This window comes from Pseudoalteromonas sp. SWYJZ19 (assembly GCF_015864375.1).
GTDB lineage: Bacteria > Pseudomonadota > Gammaproteobacteria > Enterobacterales > Alteromonadaceae > Pseudoalteromonas > Pseudoalteromonas arctica.
This window is the reverse complement of the sequence record NZ_JADYXI010000019.1, coordinates 14,033-39,995: the sequence shown is the minus strand read 5'-3', so window position 1 is coordinate 39,995 and position 25,963 is coordinate 14,033. Positions and strand designations below refer to the sequence as shown.

Sequence of the window (25,963 nt, the reverse complement as noted above, 5' to 3'; positions counted from 1 at the left end):
TGGATGAGTCGGTGGTGACGTTTAAGGATAATGACTGTTGGTGATTAATACGACTGCTTACATACGTATTCAATGTTTTAAAAAATAGAAAGAATTTGGTGGCTTAATCGGTCTATAATGTAAACAAATTGATAATAGCGGTCAGGAAAATGATAAAAAGATTACTTTGTGTATTTTTACTAAGTGTTAGTACTGGAGTTTTTGCAGCAAACATTACAATTAAAAATGCTAATAATGACCCGTTACCCAACGCTGTTGTATGGCTAACTGCAGGAGACTCTTCTAGTGTTATTCCTCCTGAAGCACCTTATGCTATGAGCCAGCAAAATCGAGAATTTAAGCCACGTATTTTAGTTGTACCAAAAAATGCAAAAGTAGAGTTTCCGAATGCGGACTCTATCATGCACCATGTTTATTCATTTTCTAAAGCCAAAACGTTCGAATTGAAGCTATATAAAGAGCATCCTAAAGCCCCCATTACTTTTGACCAAACGGGTGTGGTTGAGCTTGGCTGTAACATTCACGACTGGATGCTAGGTTATATTGTGGTGGTAGACAGCACTATTTTTGCTATTACTGATGAAAACGGGAATGTTGATTTAAGCGCTAATACAGGCGAATACACGTTAAGTGTTTGGCATTCTGGGTTTAGTGATATTAGTAAGGTTGAATCTCAAATTGTTACTGTGGCTACTAACCCTATCAATTATAAAGTAAAGCAGGAAATTGCGGAGCAAATTGATTTTGCTACGGATGAATTTGATGACTATTAATCGCTTAATGAAGCTGGCGTTTGTAGCCGGTGCATTATGTTTTAGTAATGTATTGTACGCACAAGTAAAAGGCTTAATACAGGTCAGAATAGTGCAAGGCGACGATACGCTTAGCTTTCAAGAAGGCGGTATTGGGCTTTATCGGCATGATACTAAAAGCGATGAACTTATTTTATCCCAAGGTATTTTAGACTTTAATATTGATTTGGCATCTAGTTGGTCGGCTCATGGAGTGCTAAATGCGAATCAGGATCCTGACGTTGGCTTAGGTTTTACGCAGGCTTATATAAAGTATCAGCCGCTATCTAACAGTAACTATAAATGGCATGTGCGCGTAGGGGGATTTTATCCACTTATGTCGCTTGAAAACCCTGACATAGGCTGGACTTCTCCTTATAACTATACAAACTCAGCTATTAATAGCTGGATAGGTGAGGAAGTGCGTACTGTTGGTGCTGAAGTAACTATTAAGCGCCCAGCAAAACGTTTTAACAGCAGGCATAGCTTTAGCTTTGTAGGTGCGACATTTAAAGGCAACGACCCTGCAGGGACTTTACTTGCGTGGCGTGGTTTTGCATTACACGATAGACAAACTACATTTAACGAAAGTATTAAATTTGCGCCTATAGCGGCATTAAATGCATACGAATTACGTTGGCAGGCTAATCAGGTTTTACCGTTTGAAGAAGTAGACGGTCGTTTTGGCTATTACGCTGGCGTACATTGGGATTACTTAAAAAAATCACAATTTCGAATTTATTATTACAACAATAATGGCGACCCAACCACACTTAATATTAGTACAGGGCAGTATGCTTGGGATACTCGCTTTACAAGCGCCGCTTGGCTTTATAAGTTTAATAGTAAAACACGTTTAATAGCACAGGTACTTAATGGTAAAACTGAAATGGGCAGTAACGCATTAATTGATAATGCTTTTTATAGCCATTATTTAATGCTGAGCCATAAAGAAGGCAAACATCGAGTTTCAGTACGTTATGATTATTTTAAAGTTACTGACAACGACACAACTGCGTTTGACCCTAATGCCAGCAATGGGGAAGGCTTAACAGCAACATGGCGCTACCAGCTCACTAATAAACTACAAATAGGGGTTGAAGGTTCTGCACTTAAAAGTGTTGCAAAAAATAGAGAGCCAATTGGATTTAATGAACGGATCTCACAGCAGCAAGTAATGCTAAATGCGCAGTGGCGTTTTTAAAAGTATAAAAAAGGGAGCATTTACATGCTCCCTTTTTAGTTTAATAAAATTGGTATAGATTATACCAACCTGCATAAATCTTTGATCAATCTAACGAATTAAATTGCACTATAACGTCGTTAAAAATTTTTTATTTAGAACAACTAGATACAAAAATTTTTGCCTAGTTCTAGCGTAATTTTCTTAACGTTAAATAGACCCCATATATAAGCAGATTGGTATTATTTTTTATCGAATGCGCGTTTCATGTAGTTAGGTGTAGCGAGTGCACCATGATGAATACCGCTATTGTAGTATTCACTTTGCTCAGCTATTTGTGCTGCGCCGTCTTCTCTGAAACCGTTAAATGCCTCTGATTTACGTGCAAGTGTTACCGACCATAAACCACTTGGGTAAATTGGTTGTGGGAATGGCAGTGTTTGTAAATCGTTAAAGCCTACGCTCAACATTGCTTCGCGCATTTCAACTAGTAATGGCATATGCATAAGTGGCGATTCACTTTGCTGCACTAAAATACCACCTGGGCGCAGTGCATCTAAACAGCTTGTGTAAAACGCATGATTAAATAAACCTTCACCTGGACCTACCGGATCTGTGCCATCAACAATAACCACATCAATAGATTCGCCAGCGGCTTCGCGCATGTATTTAATACCGTCGTCAAACATAACCGTTGCACGGGCGTCGTTATTAGATTCACAAAGCTCTGGGAAGTATTTTAACGACATTTGCGTTACTACTTCGTCGATATCTATTTGCGTTACAGTTTCTACGCCTGGGTGTTTTAATACTTCGCGTAAAGTACCGCAGTCGCCGCCGCCAATAATAACGACGTTTTTAGGGTTTGGATGCGCTAAAAGTGCAGGGTGGCTGATCATCTCATGATAAAAGAAGTTTTCGCGGGTTGTTACCATGGTACACCCGTCGATGATCATTAAATTACCAAAGTCTGTGGTTTCAAACATTTCTACCTTTTGAAAAGGAGACTGTTTTTCATCTAACTTTTTATTAATACGTAATGAAAATGCGCTGCCATCACGGTCGCTAATTTCAGTAAACCACTTACTTTGATCTAAATTTGCCATAGTTACTATTACACTTTTTAGGTTGAGTATGAAAAAGGGGCAATTCTGCCAGTGCTTGGCGTTTTGCTCAATGACATTTTAACTGATTTAACGAATAAAGTTAGTTAGGAGTGAGTGAAAGTTCAATTTTTGTTAGCCTAGTGGATAGTGACGTATTAAAATGCGCCTTTATACCTAATTGACTAAAGAAGAGTTGCCATGACCTGGGGTTTAGAAACAGCACGCGCCACTTATAACGTTGCTCATTGGAGTGATGGTTATTTTGATATTAACGCACAAGGCGAACTGGTGGCTTACCCAGATGGCGACCAAACAAAACCGGCCATTTCTTTAACGCAATTAACAGAGCAGTTTAAACAGCAAGGTTTAACGTTGCCGGTTTTAGTGCGCTTTACCGATATTTTAAAAAATCGTGTAGACACACTTACTAACGCGTTTACGCAAGCGCGAGCAAATCGTGAATATAACGGTAAATATACCTGTGTTTACCCTATTAAAGTAAATCAGCAACGCTCAGTAGTAAGTAAGCTATTAGCCCATCCAAGCGGGCTTGTTGGCCTAGAAGCAGGTTCAAAACCAGAGCTTATGGCCATTTTGGGCGTAGCAAAAGAGCCAATCACAATAGTGTGTAACGGCTATAAAGACAGCGAGTTTTTACGCTTAGCATGTATTGGTCAAGCCATGGGCCACAGCGTAAAAATTGTGGTAGAAAAACTTTCAGAACTGACCACATTATTAGATGAAATAGACAACCTAGGCATTGAGCCAGCTATTGGTATTCGTATTCGCCTAAATTCAGTAGGCAAAGGCAAGTGGCAAAACACGGGCGGCGAAAAAGGCAAGTTTGGTTTAACAGCAGGCCAAGTACTAAGTGCTGTTGAAGTGCTTAAAAAGCATAATAAGCTGCACTTAATGCAAATGGTGCACTTTCATATTGGTTCTCAAATTGCCAACATTCGTGATATTCACCGTGCTTTGCGTGAATGCGCACGCCACTTTGCTGAGCTTACACAATTAAACGTACCGCTAAATACAGTAGATGTGGGCGGCGGCTTAGGCGTTGATTACGAGGGCTCTGGCTCGCGTAGCGCGTGTTCAATGAACTACACAGTAGAAGAGTATGCACGTAATGTAGTGAATGCATTTGCAGAAGTGTGTGACCAACATAACCTTACTCATCCGGCTATTATCACCGAATCTGGGCGTGCTTTAACGGCTCATCATGCGGTATTAATTACTGATGTAATAGACGTAGAAAAAGCGCCAAATCATTTAAATCCAGAGCCACCGCTTGAAAATAGCGCATTAGTGCTTGATGAAATGTGGCAGTGTTTGCAGCGTTTAAACCCGCGTATGGCACTTGAGATTTATCACGACGCTATGCACTTATTTAGCGAAGCGCACGATCAGTACGTGCATGGCTTAGTAAGCATGCTAGAGTGGGCAAAAATAGAGCAGCTTTACTTTACTATTTTACACCGCGTACGTGCATCACTTAGTAATAATGCGCGCGCGCACCGTGAAGTACTCGACGATTTAAACGAAAAGCTTGCCGATAAACTGTTTGTTAACTTTTCATTGTTTCAGTCATTGCCTGATGTATGGGGTATTCAGCAGTTGTTTCCGGTTATGCCAATCGAAAACTTAACTCAACCATTAACTCAGCGTGCGATTATTCAAGATATTACTTGTGACTCTGATGGGCAAATTCGTGAATACGTTGAAGGTGCAGGCATTGAAACGAGCTTACCCATCCCTGAATATAAACATGGCGAGCAATATCATATTGCTATGTTTATGGTGGGCGCGTATCAAGAAATTTTAGGTGATTTACATAACCTATTTGGCGATACCGATTCGGTGCATGTAGAGCTTAACGACGATGGCTATGTGTTAACCAATGCCATAAAAGGTGATAGCGTTAAGGATGTATTAAAGTTTGTTGACTATGATAGCGCCATTTTAGCTGACAACTTTGCGTACCAAGTTAATAAACTTGATGTATCAGCGCAGTGTAAAGAAGGTTATTTGGCTGAGCTTAATGCAGGCCTTGAAGGCTATACCTATTTTGAAGATTAATAATTTAGGTTAATACCAATTCCATTAAGTATGTGATCTAAATTTTACGCCGAAAAAATAATTCAGTTCTAGGCGTAAATTGATGTAAATGGTTGTTCCCTTTGCGAAATTTACAACAAAGAAATGGGTTGTTTTAGCAAGTAAAATAGATCAGCTATTTATTGGAATTGGTATAATTACATCACTAAGTATAAAAAGTGCAGTAACAAGGTTGCTGCGCCATGTTTAAAGGAATGGAAGTAATGTCAGTTATTCGCAGTGTATTTAGTATTATTTTTTACACAATAAACACACTTTTTTGGTTTGTGCCTATTTTTGTTTGTGGGCTTATAAAGCTTATTCCTATTAAGCCGCTACAAAAGCTTATGAGTTGGGCTGCAAAGCAATTTGCAACAATTTGGGTTACCTTTAATAGCCTAAATCAAAAGTTATTTACACCCACTAAACTTAATGTAACTGGCCTTGAAGACCTTAAACTAAAAGATTGGTACCTAGTAATTGCAAATCACCAAAGCTGGGTCGATATTTTAGTATTACAGCGCGTGTTTAATCGTAAAATTCCATTTTTAAACTTCTTTTTGAAAAAAGAGCTTATTTACGTGCCTATTTTAGGTTTGTGTTGGTGGGCGCTTGATTTTCCGTTTATGACTCGCACGAGTAAAAGCCAATTAAAAAAGAATCCAAAGCTGCGTGGCAAAGATTTAGAAACCACGCGCAAAGCCTGCGAAAAATTTAAAGAGATGCCAGTAAGTGTGGTTAACTTTGTAGAAGGCACTCGTTTTACTACGCAAAAGCACGCGCGCCAAAATAGCCCGTTTCCACATTTATTAAAACCAAAAGCGGGCGGTATTGCTTTTGTAATGCAAGCAATGGGCGAGCAAATTACTAAAGTGGTTAACGTCACCATTCATTACCCAGATGGTATTCCTACTTTTATGGATTTTGCTGGTGGTAAGGTAAAAAATATCAACGTACACGTGGAAGTAAGGCCGGTAAGCGAAGAGCTTATTGGTGACTACACAGGTGATTCTGAATTTAGAGTTCGCTTTCAAAGCGAGTTAAACCGCTTATGGGAAAACAAAGAGCAAACACTACAATCGCTCGAAAAAAAAACCATAAGTAAAAGGTAAAAATATGAGCTTACAGTTATGCTAAAAAAGTGGTTACCAAATTGGCTTAACGGCTTAATTGTAGGCTGCGTATTGTTTTCTAACATGATACTTTTTGGCTCGCTAGTATTTGTACTGGGCCTTATTAAGTTATTACTGCCTTTGCCTGTGGTTAACTCTATATTACACAGCGCTTACCGAGGTTGGTGTAACGGCAACCGTTTAGGGCTTTGGTTAGGTTGCCCTAACATTGTGGTTGATATAAGTGGCGACTTAAACTCAAAAAGTTGGTATTTACTTATTTGTAACCACGCGAGTTGGTTAGATATAACTGTACTTAGCTCATTACATGCATTGCCTGCCCCTAAGTTCTTTTTAAAAGACGGGTTAAAATACATGCCTTTTATTGGCACTGGTGCGTGGGCTATGGGTATGCCGTTTATGAAACGGGTAAGCAAAGCGCAATTAGCTAAAAATCCAAAGTTGAAAGGGTTGGATGTAGAGCGCACGAAGCGTAGTTGTCGTAATTTTCGTCATCATCCTACTACCATCATTAATTTTGTTGAAGGTACACGCTATACGCCAGCCAAACATAATCTGCAACAAAGTCCTTTTAAACATTTATTAAAGCCCAAAGCGGGCGGCATTGCTTTTGCGCTTGAAGTATTAGCCGATCAATTTGATGCCATGCTTAATACAAGTTTAGTATATAGCGGTAAGACAGATCACGTTTGTCGTAACTTGTTAAAAGGTGAGCTAGATTCTATTTATGTTTCAATAGACGTAACGCCCATTAATGACAATATGCAGGGCAGCTATCAAAGCGATGACGTATTTAAAGCTAATTTTCAACATTATGTGAATGAGCTATGGGTTGCTAAAGATCAGCAGCTTGCCGACATTTATGCTCAACAAGATTTACCTGAACCACAAATCAGTAAGGAAATTGAAACACTATGACCAACACCCATCTTCAGGAATTAATTGCTCCTTGGTTTGAAAAAGTACCCGACGCGGATTTTCTTAGCTCAATTACCGCAGTCTCAATAGGGATATTCTCTTTATTAATTGTTTACTTATTTACTCGTAGGTTAATGTTACCTGGCATTCAAAAAATAGTGACGAAGCTTTCGCCTGAGCGAATTGGTGCGCTTTCTCCTATGCTTAATAAGCTAAATAAACGTATTGCCGGAATGTTGTGTTGTGTATTGTTTTTAGCTACGTTTGACAGTGTTTACCCTGTTAATGAGTTGGCCGCTGAAATACTAAAAACGATAGGACAAGCTTTGCTTATTATTTATGCTGGTTTTATTTTTAGTAGTATTGTGAGCATTGCGGGTACTATTTATAACCAGTTAGAGTTTGCACGCGAAGTCCCTATTCAGGGCTTAATTCAGGTTGTTAAGCTAATAACCTTTATTGTGTGTGCAATTTTAATTGTGAGCATTTTTCTCGAAAAATCACCTACTTATATTCTCTCTGGCTTTGGTGCCATTGCCGCTGTTACGTTGTTAGTATTTAAAGACACTATTTTAGGCTTTGTAGCCAGTATTCAAATAGCAGCAAATCGCCTAGTAACCTATGGTGATTGGATCCAAGTAGAAAACTACGGCGCCGATGGAGAAGTAATTGATTTGGGCTTAAATACTGTAAAGGTACGTAACTGGGATAACACCATAACAACTATTCCAACTTATATGCTGGTAGCGGGTTCATTTAAAAACTGGCGCGGCATGCAAGAGTCGGGCGGTAGGCGTATTAAACGTTCACTCAATATTGATATGCACAGTATTTGTTTAGTGGGTGATGAGTTTAGAAAGCAAATTGATGCGGCTATTCCGCTGCATGACTATATTCGAGTAACGACGTTACCTGCTCAGGTTTCTAACTTAGGGCTATTTCGTCGCTATGCTGAAGGCTATTTAAAACAGCACAGTAAAATTAATACGTCGCTTACGTTAATGGTACGAGAGCTACAACCACTAAACCATGGTTTACCTATTGAGTTTTATTGCTTTAGTGAAGACAAACGCTGGATTTCGTACGAGCATTTACAAGCCGAAATAATGGATCATTTACTTGCCGTGTTGCCGGTGTTTGGGCTTAGGGCGTATCAAAGTGTTAGTGGGCAATTAAGCCCACCGAGTGAGCAACAAACAGATAAGCCAACGTTTAGAGTAATGGCAAATAGTGTTGTAAAAGACCCACAGCAATAAATAAAGCTAAGAGCCACCAAATAGGTGGCTTTTTAAATCGCAGCCATGCAAACGCAACTATTACTAATGCAACTTGCCAAAGGTTATGCACCGCTGATGTCCAAATTGGCGAATACAGTGCAGCCGCTAAAAAACCCACTACAGCAGCATTAAGTGCCGCTATTGAGCTTGCAAAGCGTGGCTTACTTGCCAAGTTAATCCAACTCTTTTGAAACGCCAGTATAAGTAAAAAACCAGGCATAAATATAAGTAGTGTAGCTATAAGAGCACCTACTAAAGGAAATTCTGTAGTAAGTTGTGCGCCTAAGTAAGTCGCGATAGTAAACATGGGCCCAGGCACTGCTTGTGCACTTGCGTAAGCACTCAAAAACTGATCGTCACTCAATGCTGGTACGCCTGCTTGAAGTACCGGCAGTACTACGTGTCCGCCACCAAACACCATTGCACCTGCTTGGTAAAAAGGGGCAAACAAAGCAAACTCACGTCCTAGTGGAATAAAGCTAACACACAGTAAAAGCGCAAATAACCCAAGTGCAATCCAATTAATATTACTTTTTTTGCTGCTAGCATCTTCTGTGGCTGTACCCAGTTTTAATAAAGGCCATATAGCACCTACAGTTGCAGCGGTTATTAAAATAGCGATTTGAGTTCCCATCATTGGAAATAACACCAAAGCAAGTGTACTCATTACCGCAAGTAACTTAAGCGCAGCACTTGTACAAAAGCTTTTAGCCATGCTGAGCGTGGCATCAGCGACTATAGCAACAGCAAATAACTTTAAGCCTGCAATAATAGCAAAGTAAACAGCGTCAAACTGATGAGCACTAACCGCAAGCAGCACCATTATTAAAAACGAAGGCAGCGTAAAACCTACAAAGGCAGCTATACCACCCAGTACTCCAGCACGCTCAACACCAATAGCAAAACTTACTTGGCTAGAGCCAGGCCCAGGCAGTGCTTGGCTTAAACTAATAAGTTGTGCATAACGGGTGTTAGTTAACCAATTTAACGAGTCTACAAAGTGGCGTTTAAAGTAACCTAAATGCGCAGCGGGGCCACCAAAGCTCATACACCCTAGTAAAAAAAACTGTCTAAAAATAGCAATTAACATTGCGCCATTATCCTTTATAAAATTCGTTAAATTGTCACTGTGTAGTATGACATTTTTATTAAAATGACACATTAGTTTGGTGTCTGTTTAACAATCAAGCAAGATGCGTTGGTTTTAACACCCTCTTCATAGTTTGTTCATACATGTATTTGCATACTCTTGCTAAATTCTTAATGAATAGGGTATCACCATGACTTTAACTAAATCACTTTTAAGCGTAACCGTACTAGCCGTATTACTTTCTGGTTGTGAAATGAATAATGCAGGTAAAGGCGCAGCAATTGGCGCTGCCGCAGGTGGCGTATTAGGTAAAGCTACGAGTAACCATAAAGATAAACGCTTTTTTATTGGTGCAGCTATAGGGGCACTTGCGGGAGCTGCTGTTGGCGACTACATGGATAAACAAGAAGCGGCTTTTCGTGATGAGTTAGCGGGTTCAGGTGTTGAAGTAGTGCGTGAAGGTGATAACTTACGTTTAGTAATGCCATCAAATATTACATTTGCGACTGCTCAGTCTTATATTTCATCAGGCTTTAACGATACGTTAGATGCAATTGCTAAAGTAATGAACAAGTACGAAAAAACCTACTTAAGTGTAGAAGGTCATACCGACAGTACGGGTAAAGATAGCTTCAACATGAATCTATCGCGTGAACGCGCACAAAGTGTGAAAGACTACTTAGTGAACCAACAAATTATGGCTACACGTATTAGCACTATGGGCTATGGCGAAACACGCCCAATTGCAACTAATGATAGTGCAAATGGCCGCGCTCAAAACCGTCGCGTAGAAATTCAGATAGTGCCAAATACCGAAGGTTAGGGTTCTTGAACCTTGCAAATTTAACCTTGAAAGGTCAACAGACCCTAATCCTTATTAAACTGTAATTCACACAGTTTTTGATACAACGGGTTACTTGCTAACAACTCTTGGTGAGTACCCGTTGCTATGATTTCCCCATTTTCCATTACTACAATTACATCTGCATGTTTTACCGTTGCCAGCCTATGGGCAATAATTAACGTTGTTCTGTTTTGCATTAAATGCTCAAGTGCAGCTTGTACATGGTGTTCGCTTTGCGCATCCAGCGCGCTGGTGGCTTCATCCAGAAGAAGTATTTCAGGGTCTTTTAATATGGCACGTGCAAGCACAATACGCTGCTTTTGCCCACCCGATAACCTCACACCCTGCTCACCTAAAAAGCTGTTATAACCTTGCGGTAACTGTTTGATAAATTCATCGGCATGCGCATACTTTGCTGCGGCATATACTTGCTCATCGGTTGCACTTGGGTTGCCGTAGCGGATGTTATGCATTACGTCGGAGCTAAATAAAATAGGGTTTTGCGCTACCATGCCCATTTTATTACGCAGAGTATTAAGCGATAAATCTTTAATGTTTACATCTTTAAACTTAATAGCTCCGCTAGCCGGATCGTAAAAGCGTTGTAGTAATTCAAATAACGTTGTTTTACCTGCGCCAGAAGGGCCAACAATTGCCACGGTTTGGCCTTGATTTATATTTAGGCTTATTTTATTAAGCGCACTCACGTCTGGACGAGAAGGATAGTTAAAGCTTATATTTTCAAGTGTAATAGCAGGGCTGTTAATGTTTTGCAGTAAGCTATCGTCTTGTGGATCTAGCGGGTTTTCTATCTCACTTTTAACAGCAAGTAACTCAAGTAACCTTGCCGCAGCACCAGCTGCACGTTGTAGTTCGCCATATACTTCAGCAACGGTTGCCACCGACATTGCCACCATAATAGCGTAAAATACAAATGCACCTAACTCGCCGCCGCTCATGGTGCCTGCAAGTACGTCGTTACCACCTACCCATAACATAGCGCTAATAGCACTAAAGGTTAAAAAAATCACCACGGCTATTAAAAATGAACGTTGCTTAATACGTTTTTTAGCAACGTTAAAGGCTTTTTCGGTCTCAAGCGCAAAGGCATGTTGTTCTTGTTCTTCATGGCTATAACTTTGCACTACTTTAATATTTTGTATGATTTCTCCGGCATAGGTACTTATGTCGGCAATGGCATCTTGGCTAGAGCTTGCTAGTTTGCGTACCTTGCGACCAAATATCATCATAGGAACAAGTACCAGCGGTACACAGGCTACAACCACTAAAGTAAGTTTTAAATTAGTAAATAGCAGCATAGCTAAGCCACCAATCAACATAAGTACACTGCGCAGCGCCATAGAAAATGATGAGCCGATAATTGATTGCAGTAATGTGGTGTCGGTGGTTAAACGCGACATAAGTTCGCCACTGCGGTTTTCTTCAAAGTAGCTAGGGTGTAGCGTTACAATGCGATTAAACACTGCTTTTCTAATATCGTTACTTACCCGCTCGCCAATCCACGACATTAAATAAAAACGGCTAAAAGTACCTATCGCTAATAAGCTGATTAAACCAATGAGTACCAGCACAGCTTGTTGCAATTGATCTTTGGAGCCTGCAATAAACCCATGATCAATAACAAACTTAACCCCCTGACCTAGTGATAAGTTAACACCCGCAGTGATCAATAGCGCGGCTAGCGCAGCTACTACCATCCATTTGTAAGGTTTTATAAAAGCAAAAACAGGTAATAAGCTGCTAAAAGCAGCTTTTTCGGATGCAGAGGTGTTTTTTGACATAGTGGATTCTTTTTAAAGGTTAAGGTATAGATATGGCATCATCGGATTAAAAATCAATAGTATTAAATATCATCAATAAGGAATTGTTATGACAACAAAAATAATAAGTGGTGAATTTATAGTGTCTTTAGCGCCAATTGAAGGTTACGCCAAAGGGCAGCAAGGTATTAACTTGGGACGTATGTCGATTGATAAAACATTTAAAGGTGACTTAAATGCTACAAGCCAAGGCGAGATGCTTAGCGCAATGACACCAACCCAAGGCAGTGCGGGTTACGTGGCAATAGAGCAAGTGATAGGTGAGCTTGAAGGTAAGCAGGGCAGTTTTGTACTGCAACACTTTGGCACTATGGATAAAGGACAAGACAGTCTTATTTTAAATGTTATTCCTGATTCAGGCACCTATGAGCTAAAAGGGTTAACTGGCAGTATGAAAATACGCATTGAGCAGGGCATTCACTATTACGACTTTGACTACCGCTTATAAAATGGATAACAAACAATGCAAAAAATAGTAGAATTTAAAAGGCGTGGTTTTTTAGTAACGGCATTGATGTAGATGCTTTGAATGAGCGCATATACCACTTAAATCAAGAAGGTTGGAAAGTAATAAGTATAAATACCGCGACTGCTTTTCAAGGCCAAATAACGGCCTATATATTATTAATAGAAAACGATGAACTATAAGGACAAAAATGACATTAGCAGCATGGTTTAGTTTAGTACTTGTATGCATGATGGGTGCAATGTCGCCAGGCCCAAGCCTTGCAGTTGTACTAAAGCATACAATGAGTGGCGGAATGAAAAACGGTATGCTTGCTGCACTTAGCCATGGCGTGGGTGTTGGGCTTTATGCGTCAGCTTCGTTACTTGGTTTGGGGACATTGATGGCTCAATTTCCAACGGTATACCAAGTGCTTGTATATTTGGGCGCTGGGTATCTAGCCTATTTAGGTTTAAAAATACTATTAGCAAAACCCAATAATGACGAACTGCAAGTACAAAAAAGTGAGATAAGTGCAGTTAAAGCGCTGCAAGATGGATTCGCCATTGCATTTTTAAACCCTAAATTAGCCATTTTCTTTTTAGCGTTGTTTTCGCAGTTTATAGACCCGCAAAATCTCACTTTAAGCATTGGCATTATTATGTGCTTAACCGTGTTTATAATTGATACAGGTTGGTATTTGCTAGTTGCAGTACTTACTGAGGTTTCAAAAAATCGCTTTGGTTTTACTAAGCAAAACCCATGGCTTGATAAAATACTGGGTGTTGTGTTTATTGCCCTTGCTATAAAAGTCGTTATTAGTTTGTAAGATTGAGTAGAGATTATTGAAGTTTACAGAGTGTATTTGTAGTTATATAGATAAAGGATTAAAACAATGACAAAACATATTTTAAAAAGTGCTTCATTCGATTACAAGGTAAAACAATATTGGATGGTTACTACCTCGCTATTTGCAATGTTGGCTCTTGTTACTATACCGCTTATACCTATCATTTTACTTATCGTATGGCTGGTGGGCGGGCGAATACTCGCAGCTATGTCGGCTGACTTATTACCACAAAAATTGGTAGTTAAACGTGGCATATTATTTAAAGAAGAAAAATCTATTCCGCTTGAAAAAATAACTGATGTTGGATTAAGCCAAGGGCCGTTAATGCGACTGTTTGGGTTATATCGTTTAAGCTTTGAAACGGCAGGGCAGTCAGGAAATGGGGCTTTAGTGTCTTTGCTTGGTGTAGTTAATGCGAGTGAGTTTAGAGAAGCGATACTTGAGCAAAAAGATGTATTGGCTAATCAAGGTAAAACTTCGCAGCAGGCGACAGAACAAAGTGAGAAAGAGCTACTGAGAGCACTTACTTATAGTGTTAAAAATATTGAGCAGATGCTACTTGTTTTACTTGATGAAAGGCAGCAAAAGTAACTTATTTTTAAATACAGCCAATATCTTGCTTATAAGGATGTTTTTGTGACTACGGATATTGAAAATATATTTAATAATTATCCTCAGATAACTAAAAGTACGCTTATAAAATTACGGGAGCTAATTTATACCGTAGCACAAGAGCAAAACTTGGGAGCTGTGGAGGAGTCAATAAAGTGGGGAGAGCCAAGCTATAGCACAATAAATGGCAGCCCCATTCGCATTGGCTTTAAAGGATCATCATGTTATTTGTTTTTTCATTGCCAATCAAAGCTCGTAATTACATTTAGAGAATTATATTCTCATAATCTCACTTTTGAAGGAAATAGAGCAATAGTGTTAAATAGTGAAAAGCTATTACCAGAGTACCCACTTAAAGCGTGTATTAAATTAGCACTGACTTATCACAGCGTTAAACACCTACCTTTGTTAGGTGCATAACTGCAAGCACTTAAGTAGATGCTTAAAACACGCTACATATTTGGCTTGCATCACAGGTAATAACACTAACGTTTTCATAACCAACACGTGTTAGCGCTTCTGCACCAAGGGTTGCACGTGCACCACTGGCACAGTGTAAGTAAATTGGGCGTGTTGCATCTTTTTCTATTTCCATCAACTTCATTTCGAGTAACCCGCGCGGAATATTTATTGCTCCAACAGCTGCATTTGTTGCGTGTTCTGCTGGTTCGCGCACATCAATAAGTAAGCCTTTATTTTGTTCAAGCTCGAGCTTTGCTTGTGCTGCGTCAATACGGCGCTGGTTAGGTGTGATAATTTTAAGTAAATCAGGGATTGATGTAAGCATGCTTTTTTATTCCTTAAGGTTACGTTTGCGTAATTGTGTGATCATCAAATACAAACAACTAATAGCAGATTGAATTGAGTTTAGTGTAATAAAAACAGTAAGCCATATTCATCTAGGATCAAAATATTGCAGCTATACAAATACGGCAATTATGAGTCCCGCAATTAAAAAATGAGCTATTCAATTTTATTTAGTGTTTTATTTACTATATTCGTTTTTTCTATATTAGTAAATTCTAATGTTAGACATTAACAATGCATATATTTATACTCCTATCACTTTTTATAATAAGAGCATGCTATGAATATCGACTTTATTGCAATGGCTGGGAATGTGGCGCAGGCAGAGCAGTTATTAAAAATTTTAGCGAATAAAAATCGCTTAATGATTTTATGCTCTTTGCAAGATAAAGAAATGAGTGTATCGCAACTAAATGAAGCCGTACCTTTAGCACAATCGGCACTTTCTCAGCATTTAGCTGCACTACGAAAAGCGAATGTTGTTGCCACTCGCCGTGAAAGCCAAACTATTTATTATCGTATAATTGACGATAACGCAGTGCAATTACTTGGCACGCTATATAACTTATTTTGTAAAGACTAACGATTTTTAGTGGCGTGAGTAGCGCAGCGAAAGCAGGTTAGAATAACCTCAGCTCTATTGTATTGTTTTTGTGCTATTAATTTTTTGCAGCATTTGTACTTAAATAGATTTCGTACGAAAACAGCCACTATGCTTAGACGAAACTACAAATACATAACAGCATATTATCGCAAGGTTTAACCCAAGCGATAAGTTTGCGGTTAAAGATCATCTCAAATAAACGTAGCTATTTCATCGATAGATTTTTTATCCAGTGCATGAGCCGGTATTGTGGCATCTTCACTTGGGTAGCCTGCAATAAGTAACATATACGGGCGCTCGTTATCCCTATCTCGGCCACATATGTCGGTTAAAAAGCTCATTGGTTTTGGAGTATGAGTAAGGGTTGCCAAACCTGAACGGTGCAAAGCTTGAATTAAAAAGCCGGTAGCTAAGCCAACAGACTCATGCACATAATAATTCGTATTTTTATCATCAGTGCTTACGCCGCCCTTTTTTTGACTAAATACAGCTATAAGCCAAGGTGCATGCTCTAAATAAGGTTTATTGGCGTCGGTACCTAACGGTTTTAGCGCATCTAACCATTCTTCACCTGCTCGCCCTTCATAAAAAGAACGTTCTAGCTTTTCGGCGGCTTCTCTTATTTGCTTTTTTACATCGCTACTATTTATAGCAACAAAATGCCAAGGCTGATGATTCGCTCCACTGGGTGCTGTACCTGCTGCTTTTATACATGCTTCAATAATATTTTTTGGTACTGGGCGATCGCTAAAGCTGCGAATGCTATGGCGACGTTGGCTAGTGATTAAAAACTCGTTAGCGCGATTTAGCATTTCGTCGTGTGGGTATTCTATAAAGTCGTTTAATGGCTGACTTTGGTGATCTTGCATGGCTTTTCGCTTCTTATAAAAAGTATATGTGGTTTTTATACCGAGTGAATAAAGCCTAGGCAAGTGTTATGAGTTTAAATTATGTTTATTTGTTGTTACAAATTTAACCAGTAAGTAACTTATGTTCCTGTTTTTCTTGTGGTATAAAACATCATAAAAATAATTACTCATATTCAAGGAAGTAAAAATGCTATCAATAACTGGGTTATCTAAAACCTACGATAACGGCGTACATGCACTACAAGGTGTTGATTTATCTATCGGTAAAGGGATGTTTGGATTGCTTGGGCCAAATGGCGCAGGTAAATCATCGCTTATGCGTACCATTGCAACACTACAGTCGGCTGATTCAGGTTCAATTACTTTTGATGGCATTGATGTATTTAAAGACCCACAGGCACTGCGCCAACGCTTAGGTTACTTACCACAAGATTTTGGTGTGTACCCGCGTGTTAGTGCTTACGACTTACTGGACCATATGGCTGTTTTAAAGGGTATTCATAATAAAGCGGAGCGTAAAGAGTCGGTTGAAGGGTTACTTGCGCACACTAATTTATATCAACATCGCTCAAAAGCGGTAAGTGGCTTTTCGGGCGGTATGCGCCAGCGTTTTGGTATTGCACAAGCCTTACTAGGCGACCCTGATTTACTAATCGTTGATGAGCCAACAGCGGGGCTAGATCCTGAAGAGCGTAATCGTTTCCATAACTTATTAGTAAGCTTAGGCGAGCAAAAAGTAGTTATATTATCGACCCATATTGTTGAAGATGTTGCAGAGCTTTGCCCAAATATGGCGGTGTTGGCTGGCGGTAAGATTTTACTGGAAGGTAACCCAATAGCGCTTACCGATAAGCTCCAAGGACAAATTTGGCGCAAAGCCATGAGCCAAGAAGAAGCGCAAGAACTTGAGCCGCAATTACCGGTTATTTCTAAGCGCTTATTTGCAGGGAAAACAATTTTACATGTAATAGCAGAGCAGGCTCCACAAGGGTTTGAAGCAAGTAATGCAAATTTAGAAGATGTGTATTTTTCTACACTGCTTAATCATCGTAACAGCGAAGTAGCATAAGGAGGCGTTATGTTTTTTAATATGCTTGCGTTTGAGCTGCGCTATTTTATGCGCCAACCTTCGTTTTATGTGACCTCATTAATCTTCTTTTTTATGGCGTTTTTTATAAGCTCCAGTAGTAAGTTTCCGCTAGGTGGGGCGAATGTTCATATGAACTCGCCGTTCTCGATTATGCTTTTAACCGTTACATTTTGTACACTCGCTATGTTTTTAGTGGTTAACTTTGTTGCCAGCTCTGCTATTCGCAACAGTGAAAGCAAAATGGATGAGCTGGTATTTAGTAAGCCTGTTAATCCTGTGCCTTATCAAGCAGGGCGTTTTTTTGGTTCTTACTTAGTTGTACTTATTGTGTTTTTAAGCGTGCCATTGGGTGTGTTTTTAGGGTCGCAATTTGGTTTATTAGTTGGCTGGCTCGATGGCGAATTGATTGGTCCTAATAAGCTAATGTACTACGCTGCGCCTTATCTTTATTTAGCAGTGCCAAGTTTACTTGTGCTTTCGGCTATTTTTAATAGTGTAGCGGTCTATTTTAAAACCATGATGTCGGTGTATGTAGCAGCTGTTGTGATTTTTATAGCCTATCAAATTGCCGGCGTTTACTTTGATGATTTAGCATTTAGAAATATTGTTGTTTACGCCGACCCATTTGGTTCAGGTTCGTTAATTGATTTAACACGTTATTGGACTGTAAATGATAAAAACACAGAAGTGCTAACGCTCACAGGTGACCTTTTAGTTAACCGTATATTGTGGGTGGCAATCAGTGTTGCAATGTTTTTTGGCCTTGGAAAGCTAAGCAACCGCATAGTAACTAAAAAACAGAAGAAGCAATTTAAAGTCTCTGCTTTTGTACAAAATAAACAAGCTGCACTTATCAATAGTGCTAAAAATTATAAATCAGCGGGGATTAGTACTAAATCTCAGCTAATAATGCGCAGTATATTCGAACTTAAACAAGTTATATTTAGTGCTCCTTTTATGATTTTAGCGGGTGTAAGCATTGTAACGCTTATGATCCCTCTGTTTGCGCCTATTGGTGCTTATGGCACTACTAACTGGCCTTTAACTCAGAATATGGTCAATATTATTAGCGGTATTTCTGGTTTATTTTTGTTTGTTATTATCGCTTTTTATAGTGCTGAGCTTGTGTGGCGAGAGCGACAAAGTGGCATGGGCGATATTATTGACAGCTTTCCTGTACATAACAGTGTTTTTTGGGTGTCAAAAATACTGGCTTTAATCGCCGCTGTTTCTGGGTTGTTCCTCGTGGGAATGATACTCACAATTACAGTTCAGTTATTTAAAGGTCAATTTAATTTAGAGCTAGGACAGTATTTATTTAGGATTGTTTATTTATCGATTTTACCGTTGATTATGCTGACAGTACTCGCCTTCTTTTTACAGATTATTAGCCCGAATAAATATGTAGGAATGGGTTTGTTTATTTTGTATTACATAGCGCAAAAAGTAATGGGTTCTTATGGGTTTGAGCATCATATGTATCATTTTTCGCAAAGCAGTAGCGTACCGTATTCTGATATAAATGGTTATGGACATTTCTTACAAGCTGCGCATTGGTACACATTATATTGGGGCGCGTTAAGTCTTGTTTTAGCGATTGTTGGGTTTGCGTTATGGCACCGTGGTCCTTCACAAACGCTGCGCACACGCCTGTCTATGCTTCGTTATAATATGTCGTTAAAAGGGCAAGCGATTGCGGTTATTAGTGCACTAGTGTTTGTTGGTGCAGGCTACAATATTTATAACAACACGCGAGTTTTGAATGAGTTTACTACGAGCGATGAGTTTCAAGACAAGCAAATAAGTTATGAACAGCAGTTTGCACAATACAAAGACTTAGCAGTACCTATGGTGACCGATGTTGACTTAACTGTTGATATTTATCCAAAAAAGCGTGCTTTAAGTGCTGTGGCAAAAATTAAATTTACTAATACCTCTAACGAGCCAATTACGCGAGTGTTAATAAGCTCACCTCAACACGCTAAAAGTTGGGATGTAGCTATGGCAGGCGGTAAGATAGTTGAAAAATTACCAGCGCTTTATTCAGCATGGTTTGAGTTTGAGCAGCCGCTTATGCCAAACGAAATAAGAGAAGGGCAACTGTCGGTTACTCGTGATCATACAGCCTTTACTGATAAAGGCTCTGATACACAATTAGTTGCCAATGGCACTTTTATTAATAACTTGGAACTCCTTCCTAGCTTTGGTTATAGCCGTGGTTTACAGGTAGCTGATAAATTTGAACGCCGTAAGCATGATTTACCAGAACTTGAACGTGCCCATAAGCTAGAAGACAGTCAGTACTATACTCAAAGTGATTTTGGTGCAGCTAATGGGTTTATTAACTTTAAGGCAACGGTAACAACCGACGAGTCGCAATTTGCTATTACCCCAGGGTATTTACAAAGTGAAAGTGTAAAAGACGGGCGCCGTACTTTTGTTTATGAAATGGATGCGCCTATTTTAAACTTTTATGCGGTGCTTTCGGCTGAACTTGAAAGTAAAAAGGTTGAGCATAATGGGGTAAATATTGAGGTGTATTACCACAAAAATCATGCATGGAATGTTGACCGCATGATTGAGTCGGTACAAGACTCGATAGATTACTTTACACAAGCATTTGGGCCGTATCAGCATAAGCAGCTACGTATAATTGAATTTCCTAAGTATCGCTCGTTTGCACAAAGTTTTGCCAATACAGTCCCTTACTCAGAAAGCATGGGGTTTATTACAGACTTAAGAGATGAGAGTAAAGTTGACTACCCTTACTATGTTACCGCACATGAAGTAGCGCACCAGTGGTGGGGGCATCAAGTGTCGGGAGCAAATGTTGAGGGGAGCGCAGTTATGTCAGAAACGCTTTCACAATACAGTGCGCTTATGGTGCTTGAAAAACGCTTTGGCGCAGAGAAGCTACGTAAGTTTTTAAAATATGAGCTTGATAGGTACTTAATAGGGCGTACAGGGGAAGCCTTTGAAGAAATGCCACTATATAAAACGCAGTCTCAACAATATCTTCATTACAATAAAGGATCTGTGGTAATGATGGCGATTTATGATCGTTTAGGTGAAAAACGGTTAAATGATGCACTCAAAGCATTTTTAAATGAGTTTCAGTACCAATCAACACCATACCCAACAACACTTGATTTACTTAGCTATTTAAAACAAGACGCAACACAAGCAGAGCAAAGTTTTATTGACGATCAGTTTAAATATATCACCTTATATGAGCTTGAGATGAAAGATGTGTCAGTTACAGATAGCGTTGATAGCGAAGGATTTTATACTGTAACACTTAGCGTAGAAGCCGTTAAACAGCGTGCGGATGGCCAAGGTGAAGAAACTGAACAGCCGCTCGATGAGCTAATTGATATTGCATTGTTTAGCGATGACCCTGAAAACCTACTAGCTGAAGATTTTGTTATTTACTCTCAAAAGCACCAAATAGTATCAGGTACTAATACTATTGAGCTTAAAGTAAAAGAAAAGCCACTATTTGCGGGGGTTGATCCTTACATTAAGCTAGTCGACAAGGACAGTAAAAATAACCTAGCTAAATTTTAAGGTCTATCTACTAACCACTTAAACTGACTAATTTAAAGGCCGCATTTATGCGGCCTTTATGTGTAATAAACTGTATAAAACTTCATAGCGTTTCTACATATTCCCCACAGCTTTTTACGCTAATATTTTATGTTCTCTTATAAAGTTACCTTACTGGTATTTAGTTTATAAGAAAGAGTATGAAACCATTAATTATAGGGGCGATAGCATTAAGCCTGAGTGCTTGTTCTGCGGTAACCGTTCAGCCACAGGCAACAGCAAAAATAACGAGCCAAGCTAATTACGAAGATAGTCGCTCATTTTACTTTTGGGGATTGGTAGGCGAGCAACGCGTAGACGTAAAACAAATATGTTCAAATACACCGGTTATTCAAATGCAGTCACAACAAACGTTTAGTGATGGAGCGCTGAGTTTAATTACGCTTGGAATATACTCGCCCCATACCATTAAAGTGTGGTGCCAAGAGCAAGTAATAGGGGAAACATTATGAGTATCAAGCTACTTGCAGCCGGTTGCACACTGATTATTTTAACGGGATGTACAAATATTTACTTTGATAACGGAGCACAAAGCAAAGTAAGCAATAAAACGCTAAAAAGCTCACAGTGGCATCATAATTTTGCACTTGCGTTGTACGAGGGATCAGAGCCGTTAGATTTAACAACACATTGCCCACAAGGTGAATGGCAAAGCGCTCATACGTATAAATCGTTTACTAATGGTTTAGCTGAGGTGGTTGTGAATCAAATCGGCCCAGCTTGGTACCCTAAAACAGTAGAAGTACAATGTAATAAGGTACCATTTAAGGCAAAACAGCTATAAAACGAGAAAAGGGCCAAAAGGCCCTTCGTGTTGCAGCAAGTAACACATTCTTTCTTATAAATTAAAGTCTACAGAATAAGCAACGTAAGCTTTAATATCTGAATCATCCATATCTGTATCAGACAAACCAAAAGTAAAACCGTCTTTCGAAATTGATACACCGTAATCTAAGATATTATCATCGCCAATAAAATCACCAGAGTAATGGCCTAAGTGAAGTGCCATTTCAGTGCCGTTACTGCCAACAGCAAAACCGTAGTCAGCTGTCAGGTAAAGTGAATCACCAAAGTCTGTACCATCACCACTTGCAGCTGATGTTGCTAATACAGAAGCACCAAAGGTAAAGCCTTCAACACTGATGCTACCGTAAATTTCAGAGAAATCTGCGTCTGCTTCAGAAGCTGCGTCTGGGTAAGCGTAATAAATATAACCAACATCGTAGCTAACACTTTCGTTAATATCGCCACCAAAGCCTGCATATAAGTCAAGCTCATAGGTCATTTCATCTGCCCACGATGCATTTGAAGCCCAAGTACCTGCATAAAAGCCCGATTCATTGGCATAATCAATACCGCCTGAAATAGCTGCATCGCCCCCAGTTTGCTCTTGACCGCGCCATAAGTAGTTTGATGTTGCCGCTGCATTAGCAGTTACTTCAGCATGCACAGCTGTAGATGTTAAAGATGTTGCGCCCATTAATGCTATAGCACTTATAGCGATGGTTTTTTTTAGTTTTAGCATGTCCATTTCCCGTTATATGATTTTTGCTCGCCAAGGTTTTTATTATGTAATCGGAACCTTTAGGCTGACGGCTTTTTATTGTTTAACTAACGGGATAATTGCACTGTATGTGCCAGCTTCATTATTTTTTATTAAAAATTATTTTTTATTTATTAAAAACATGAGCTTGAATTTTATGAATAGGATGGGGATATAACATGAAGGAAGATGTTGCGCACATTGCTGGTGCATAAATTAACCTAGCCGCACCATAAAAGTACGGCTAAATTAGAAGGTTTTAGCCGAATATAGTGCGCATAAGGCTAATTGTTTCGTTTACGCTGCGACCTTTTTGTACTTCACTCACAATTGAATCACGTTTACTGCGAATGTGTTCAGGAATATCGTCAGCAGCAAGAGCACGGTCTACTAAAATTTCTGCAGACTCTTTACCTCTACGCTGAGTTTTACCTGTTGTAGTTGTAGTACGTTTAGGCTTGGTTAGCAGTTTAATGTAGTTAGAATTATCTGGTGTTTTAGCATCAGCGTAGTGAAAGAAACATGGAATTAATGCTTTAATAGCAACCAATTGTTCTTCTAACTCGTTACTAGGTTTAGCCATTTTATACCATGACATAGCTTGAATACCTTTTACGATATCTTGCCAGTAACGCTCAAAATCACTATTTTTAAGTTTAGAAACACCAAGGGCACCACATAATGCATCTAATCGATTATTTGTAATCGGAGTAAATAAATCAGGGCGACGCATTGCAAGCAGTCGTGTTGCAGGCGCAAGTGTTGGTTTTTCGTTGTTGTCGGTGAATATTTTTGAATAAGCAGCAACAAATTGTTGATACTCATATTGAGTAATATCACCTTCAAGTGGAATATTTGCTAGTGCGTCGTCAAAAGCACCTGGTAAATCTCCAAGCATTTGATGGAAGCTCTTCGCACTCTTTGTAGATGCAAACCATTCAACGTCAAAGTTGTATGTGCTTGGATCAAGTGATGCTATGTGCTTACCGCTAAACGCAAGTAAGTCTTCAGGGATCATATCTTTAAGAGATTGCTCACGAATGCTTTTAATGTAGTCGACTAAACGAAGTTGTTCATCAAGTGCAATAACGTCTTTGTGTTGTTCTACAAATACACTTACAACAGGCCAAGGAGCAATACGTAAAGCTTTAGCCTGTAAAAAGCTAATCGCTTGCCCTGTAATGAGAATTCACTCAGCATGGCAAACGGCGCATACTTAAATATTATTTAGCCTTAAAGCTGCAGAGATTGTTATAAAACAAATGAACCCAGCTTGATACCATAAAATAGTGGACGTGAGCTATTCTTTGGTATTTTTAAAAGTGGGCAGTGATTGATGCCGGTTATTCGTGACTTAATATACTTATGGGGTCTAGTTTTACTGCTTTATAGCAGGAAAACTAGACTCTAATATAGGACTGAAAATAGCTTTAAGTATTATACTTGTCAGCGTGAATTAGTTATTTAAAAGAGTTAATAGGCTAGGGTCTTCAGTTTCAATATATAATGCTTTTAATTTTTTATCACCACTTTCGGTTTCAGTAAATTGCTGAAAAGAATAGTTTTTAGAAAAACTTGAAAGAGCCTCAATAGATGCTTGATTACTACTTTGTGTATAAGTAAGTTCTAGTGCGCAAACCTTCCCTGCACACTCTAGATCTTGCTGTAAAATAGTGACGTCTTTTAATTCATTTAGAATAAAATCGTTTAGCTTATCTTTACGTATTTGTGCTATTTCAGAGTATTCAATATTAGACATACGCTGCAGTAATATTGAAGTATCATTTTTAAATACGTCGTCCAATGCTTTTGTTGAAACAAATTCTTTTCCACCCTCAGTTGAAACAAATTCTTCAGAGAAAGCGTTAGGGCTTGAAATAGGCAATTTAGATATCGCTGCCACTTTTTGCTCTACAACTTTGTGCTGTTTGACAGATGGTTCAGAGGCTTTACTTAATAGGGTGTTTGGCTCAATTGGAGGCTTAGCTTTTTCATTACTAAGAATGGCTTCATCAGTTGGTTGTATGTGGGTTAGCGGAGGATCTGAAGGCTGCCCAGTGTTTAAAATACCAATACCAAGAATGGCGACAAAAACAAGTGCAATTAAAAATATGTATTTCATTTTACTATCCTTAGAAGAGAAAGGCATACGCCTTTCTAAATGATGCTTATTCCAACCGTATCATACAAGAAACTTGACCACCACCAGAGCACGAATAGCTAACTGTACCACCCTCACCATGAACAACCGTCATGCTACCTGAGGTGCAACGGCATGTCATTGTTGCATAGGTAAATGTACTCATTGTGATTAAAAAAACGCTAAAATAACTGTAATTTTTTTTGATAAATTCATAATAATCCTTAATCGTGATTTCGAACTTTAATGTTACCTTATTGTTTTTTTTGTAAATAACTATTTTCTAGGTGGTTTAAATATGAGAAAGGGCCTTGCGGCCCTTAGTGTTGCAGCAAGTAACACATTTTTTTATAGGCTAAAGTCTGCAGAGTCGACAACGTAAGCTTTTAAATCTGAGTCATCGATATCATTATCAGATAAGCCAAAAGTAAAGCCATCCTTAGAGATTGAAACGCCGTAATCGATGATGTTGTCATCACCAATAAAGCCGCCTGAGTAATGCCCCAAATGCAGCGCTATTTCAGTTCCATTACTACCAATAGCGAATCCATAGTCTGTTGTTAAATAAAGTGAATCACCAAAGTCGGAACCATCACCACTAGCAGCTGAAGTTGCTAATACCGAAGCACCAAAAGTGAAACCTTCTACACTGATACTCCCGTAAACCTCAGAGAAATCTGCGTCAGCTTCTGAAGCAGCATCAGGGTAGGCATAGTAAATATAACCAACATCATAGCTAACGCTTTCATTGATTGCGCCACTAAAGCCTGCATATAAGTCGAGCTCGTAGGTCATTTCATCTGCCCACGATGCATTTGATGCCCATGTACCGGCATAAAAGCCGGACTCGTTAGCGTAATCAATTCCACCCGAAATAGTAGCGTCGCCTCCTGTTTGCTCTTGACACGCCATAAGTGGTTGGAGGTTGCTGCTGCATTTGCAGTTACCTCTGCAAATGTCGTTGTTGATGTTATGCCTGCAAACGCCAGTGCACCGAAGAGTATTGTTTTTTGTAGTTTTAGCATGTTTCACTCCCGCTATATGACTTTTGCATACCAAGGTTTTATTATGTATTGCTTTGACCTTTTAACTGGATGCATTTTTATTATTTAACTGG

Annotated in this window: 23 protein-coding genes and 2 pseudogenes; 16 read left to right on the top strand and 9 right to left on the bottom strand. The window is 39.2% G+C overall.

The window, feature by feature from the left end:
* The first annotated feature begins 149 nt into the window (after positions 1-149).
* Together I6F45_RS16655 and I6F45_RS16650 are read left to right on the top strand one after the other, a co-directional pair.
* Positions 150-773, top strand: coding sequence for a methylamine utilization protein (locus I6F45_RS16655; protein WP_197161213.1), 624 nt, complete (start codon positions 150-152; stop codon positions 771-773).
* Positions 763-1,995: a hypothetical protein gene (locus tag I6F45_RS16650; protein ID WP_197161211.1), complete on the top strand. Its 1,233-nt coding sequence runs from the start codon at positions 763-765 to the stop codon at positions 1,993-1,995. Before I6F45_RS16655 ends, I6F45_RS16650 begins: the two co-directional genes overlap by 11 nt.
* 221 nt (positions 1,996-2,216) lie before the next feature.
* Here the strand turns inward: I6F45_RS16650 and speE are convergent, their stop codons facing one another.
* A complete protein-coding gene (gene speE, locus I6F45_RS16645; RefSeq protein WP_197161209.1) occupies positions 2,217-3,080 on the bottom strand; it encodes a polyamine aminopropyltransferase in 864 nt (287 codons plus the stop codon).
* A 198-nt stretch (positions 3,081-3,278) separates the two neighbouring features.
* Between speE and speA the strand changes: the two genes are divergently transcribed.
* The 4 genes from speA (at position 3,279) to I6F45_RS16625 (ending at position 8,484) form a co-directional block, all read left to right on the top strand.
* Positions 3,279-5,159 (top strand): biosynthetic arginine decarboxylase, encoded by a 1,881-nt coding sequence (speA, locus tag I6F45_RS16640; protein ID WP_197161207.1) that lies wholly within the window; start codon positions 3,279-3,281, stop codon positions 5,157-5,159.
* 242 nt (positions 5,160-5,401) lie between these two features.
* The gene (locus I6F45_RS16635; RefSeq protein WP_197161258.1) at positions 5,402-6,289 is read left to right on the top strand and encodes an acyltransferase; all 888 of its coding nucleotides are present in this window, start codon (positions 5,402-5,404) and stop codon (positions 6,287-6,289) included.
* An 18-nt stretch (positions 6,290-6,307) separates the two neighbouring features.
* Positions 6,308-7,228, top strand: a complete 921-nt coding sequence (locus tag I6F45_RS16630; RefSeq protein WP_024608076.1) for an acetyltransferase — start codon at positions 6,308-6,310, stop codon at positions 7,226-7,228.
* The gene (locus I6F45_RS16625) at positions 7,225-8,484 is read left to right on the top strand and encodes a mechanosensitive ion channel family protein (protein WP_166420610.1); all 1,260 of its coding nucleotides are present in this window, start codon (positions 7,225-7,227) and stop codon (positions 8,482-8,484) included. Before I6F45_RS16630 ends, I6F45_RS16625 begins: the two co-directional genes overlap by 4 nt.
* On the opposite strand, the gene chrA is transcribed toward I6F45_RS16625, so the two are convergent.
* Positions 8,441-9,595, bottom strand: coding sequence for a chromate efflux transporter (gene chrA / locus I6F45_RS16620; protein ID WP_197161204.1), 1,155 nt, complete (start codon positions 9,593-9,595; stop codon positions 8,441-8,443). The two genes, I6F45_RS16625 and chrA, sit on opposite strands and share 44 nt — an antisense overlap.
* Positions 9,596-9,785: 190 nt before the next feature.
* Between chrA and I6F45_RS16615 the strand changes: the two genes are divergently transcribed.
* Positions 9,786-10,418: an OmpA family protein gene (locus I6F45_RS16615; RefSeq protein ID WP_165739391.1), complete on the top strand. Its 633-nt coding sequence runs from the start codon at positions 9,786-9,788 to the stop codon at positions 10,416-10,418.
* A gap of 44 nt (positions 10,419-10,462) precedes the next feature.
* Here the strand turns inward: I6F45_RS16615 and I6F45_RS16610 are convergent, their stop codons facing one another.
* Positions 10,463-12,241 carry an ABC transporter transmembrane domain-containing protein gene (locus tag I6F45_RS16610; protein WP_197161201.1) on the bottom strand — a complete coding sequence of 593 codons (1,779 nt, stop codon included), beginning with the start codon at positions 12,239-12,241 and terminating at the stop codon, positions 10,463-10,465.
* Positions 12,242-12,329: 88 nt separating this feature from the next.
* Here I6F45_RS16610 and I6F45_RS16605 point away from each other — a divergent pair, with 88 nt between their 5' ends.
* From I6F45_RS16605 to I6F45_RS16590, 4 genes are all read left to right on the top strand, one after another.
* A complete protein-coding gene (locus tag I6F45_RS16605) occupies positions 12,330-12,728 on the top strand; it encodes a DUF3224 domain-containing protein (protein ID WP_197161198.1) in 399 nt (132 codons plus the stop codon).
* A 208-nt stretch (positions 12,729-12,936) separates the two neighbouring features.
* Positions 12,937-13,554, top strand: a complete 618-nt coding sequence (locus I6F45_RS16600; RefSeq protein ID WP_197161194.1) for a LysE family translocator — start codon at positions 12,937-12,939, stop codon at positions 13,552-13,554.
* 66 nt (positions 13,555-13,620) lie between these two features.
* Positions 13,621-14,166, top strand: a complete 546-nt coding sequence (locus I6F45_RS16595) for a PH domain-containing protein (protein WP_165729086.1) — start codon at positions 13,621-13,623, stop codon at positions 14,164-14,166.
* Positions 14,167-14,211: 45 nt separating this feature from the next.
* Positions 14,212-14,607, top strand: a complete 396-nt coding sequence (locus I6F45_RS16590) for a DUF1801 domain-containing protein (RefSeq protein ID WP_197161189.1) — start codon at positions 14,212-14,214, stop codon at positions 14,605-14,607.
* A gap of 22 nt (positions 14,608-14,629) precedes the next feature.
* On the opposite strand, the gene I6F45_RS16585 is transcribed toward I6F45_RS16590, so the two are convergent.
* Positions 14,630-14,974: a rhodanese-like domain-containing protein gene (locus tag I6F45_RS16585; protein ID WP_165729088.1), complete on the bottom strand. Its 345-nt coding sequence runs from the start codon at positions 14,972-14,974 to the stop codon at positions 14,630-14,632.
* A 300-nt stretch (positions 14,975-15,274) separates the two neighbouring features.
* Here I6F45_RS16585 and I6F45_RS16580 point away from each other — a divergent pair, with 300 nt between their 5' ends.
* The gene (locus tag I6F45_RS16580) at positions 15,275-15,577 is read left to right on the top strand and encodes an ArsR/SmtB family transcription factor (RefSeq protein WP_165729089.1); all 303 of its coding nucleotides are present in this window, start codon (positions 15,275-15,277) and stop codon (positions 15,575-15,577) included.
* Positions 15,578-15,789: 212 nt separating this feature from the next.
* Here the strand turns inward: I6F45_RS16580 and I6F45_RS16575 are convergent, their stop codons facing one another.
* The gene (locus I6F45_RS16575; RefSeq protein WP_165729090.1) at positions 15,790-16,467 is read right to left on the bottom strand and encodes a nitroreductase family protein; all 678 of its coding nucleotides are present in this window, start codon (positions 16,465-16,467) and stop codon (positions 15,790-15,792) included.
* 187 nt (positions 16,468-16,654) lie between these two features.
* Between I6F45_RS16575 and I6F45_RS16570 the strand changes: the two genes are divergently transcribed.
* The 4 genes from I6F45_RS16570 (at position 16,655) to I6F45_RS16555 (ending at position 21,947) form a co-directional block, all read left to right on the top strand.
* The gene (locus I6F45_RS16570; RefSeq protein ID WP_165729091.1) at positions 16,655-17,536 is read left to right on the top strand and encodes an ABC transporter ATP-binding protein; all 882 of its coding nucleotides are present in this window, start codon (positions 16,655-16,657) and stop codon (positions 17,534-17,536) included.
* Between the two features lie 9 nt (positions 17,537-17,545).
* Complete coding sequence (locus I6F45_RS16565) at positions 17,546-21,124, top strand: ABC transporter permease/M1 family aminopeptidase (RefSeq protein WP_197161187.1); 3,579 nt, start codon at positions 17,546-17,548, stop codon at positions 21,122-21,124.
* A 179-nt stretch (positions 21,125-21,303) separates the two neighbouring features.
* Positions 21,304-21,615, top strand: a complete 312-nt coding sequence (locus I6F45_RS16560; protein WP_197161185.1) for a Bor family protein — start codon at positions 21,304-21,306, stop codon at positions 21,613-21,615.
* Positions 21,612-21,947 carry a Bor/Iss family lipoprotein gene (locus I6F45_RS16555; RefSeq protein ID WP_165729094.1) on the top strand — a complete coding sequence of 112 codons (336 nt, stop codon included), beginning with the start codon at positions 21,612-21,614 and terminating at the stop codon, positions 21,945-21,947. Before I6F45_RS16560 ends, I6F45_RS16555 begins: the two co-directional genes overlap by 4 nt.
* A gap of 54 nt (positions 21,948-22,001) precedes the next feature.
* On the opposite strand, the gene I6F45_RS16550 is transcribed toward I6F45_RS16555, so the two are convergent.
* The 4 genes and pseudogenes from I6F45_RS16550 to I6F45_RS16535 all read right to left on the bottom strand — a co-directional run bounded on the left by I6F45_RS16550 (position 22,002) and on the right by I6F45_RS16535 (position 25,871).
* On the bottom strand, positions 22,002-22,688 hold the full coding sequence (locus tag I6F45_RS16550; RefSeq protein ID WP_024591363.1) for a TorF family putative porin: 687 nt from the start codon (positions 22,686-22,688) through the stop codon (positions 22,002-22,004).
* Between the two features lie 277 nt (positions 22,689-22,965).
* Positions 22,966-23,877 (bottom strand): annotated as a pseudogene (locus I6F45_RS16545) (hypothetical protein); the annotation flags it as partial.
* Positions 23,878-24,162: 285 nt separating this feature from the next.
* Positions 24,163-24,828 carry a hypothetical protein gene (locus tag I6F45_RS16540; RefSeq protein ID WP_165729095.1) on the bottom strand — a complete coding sequence of 222 codons (666 nt, stop codon included), beginning with the start codon at positions 24,826-24,828 and terminating at the stop codon, positions 24,163-24,165.
* A 366-nt stretch (positions 24,829-25,194) separates the two neighbouring features.
* A pseudogene (locus I6F45_RS16535) lies at positions 25,195-25,871 on the bottom strand (TorF family putative porin).
* Positions 25,872-25,963 lie beyond the last annotated feature (92 nt).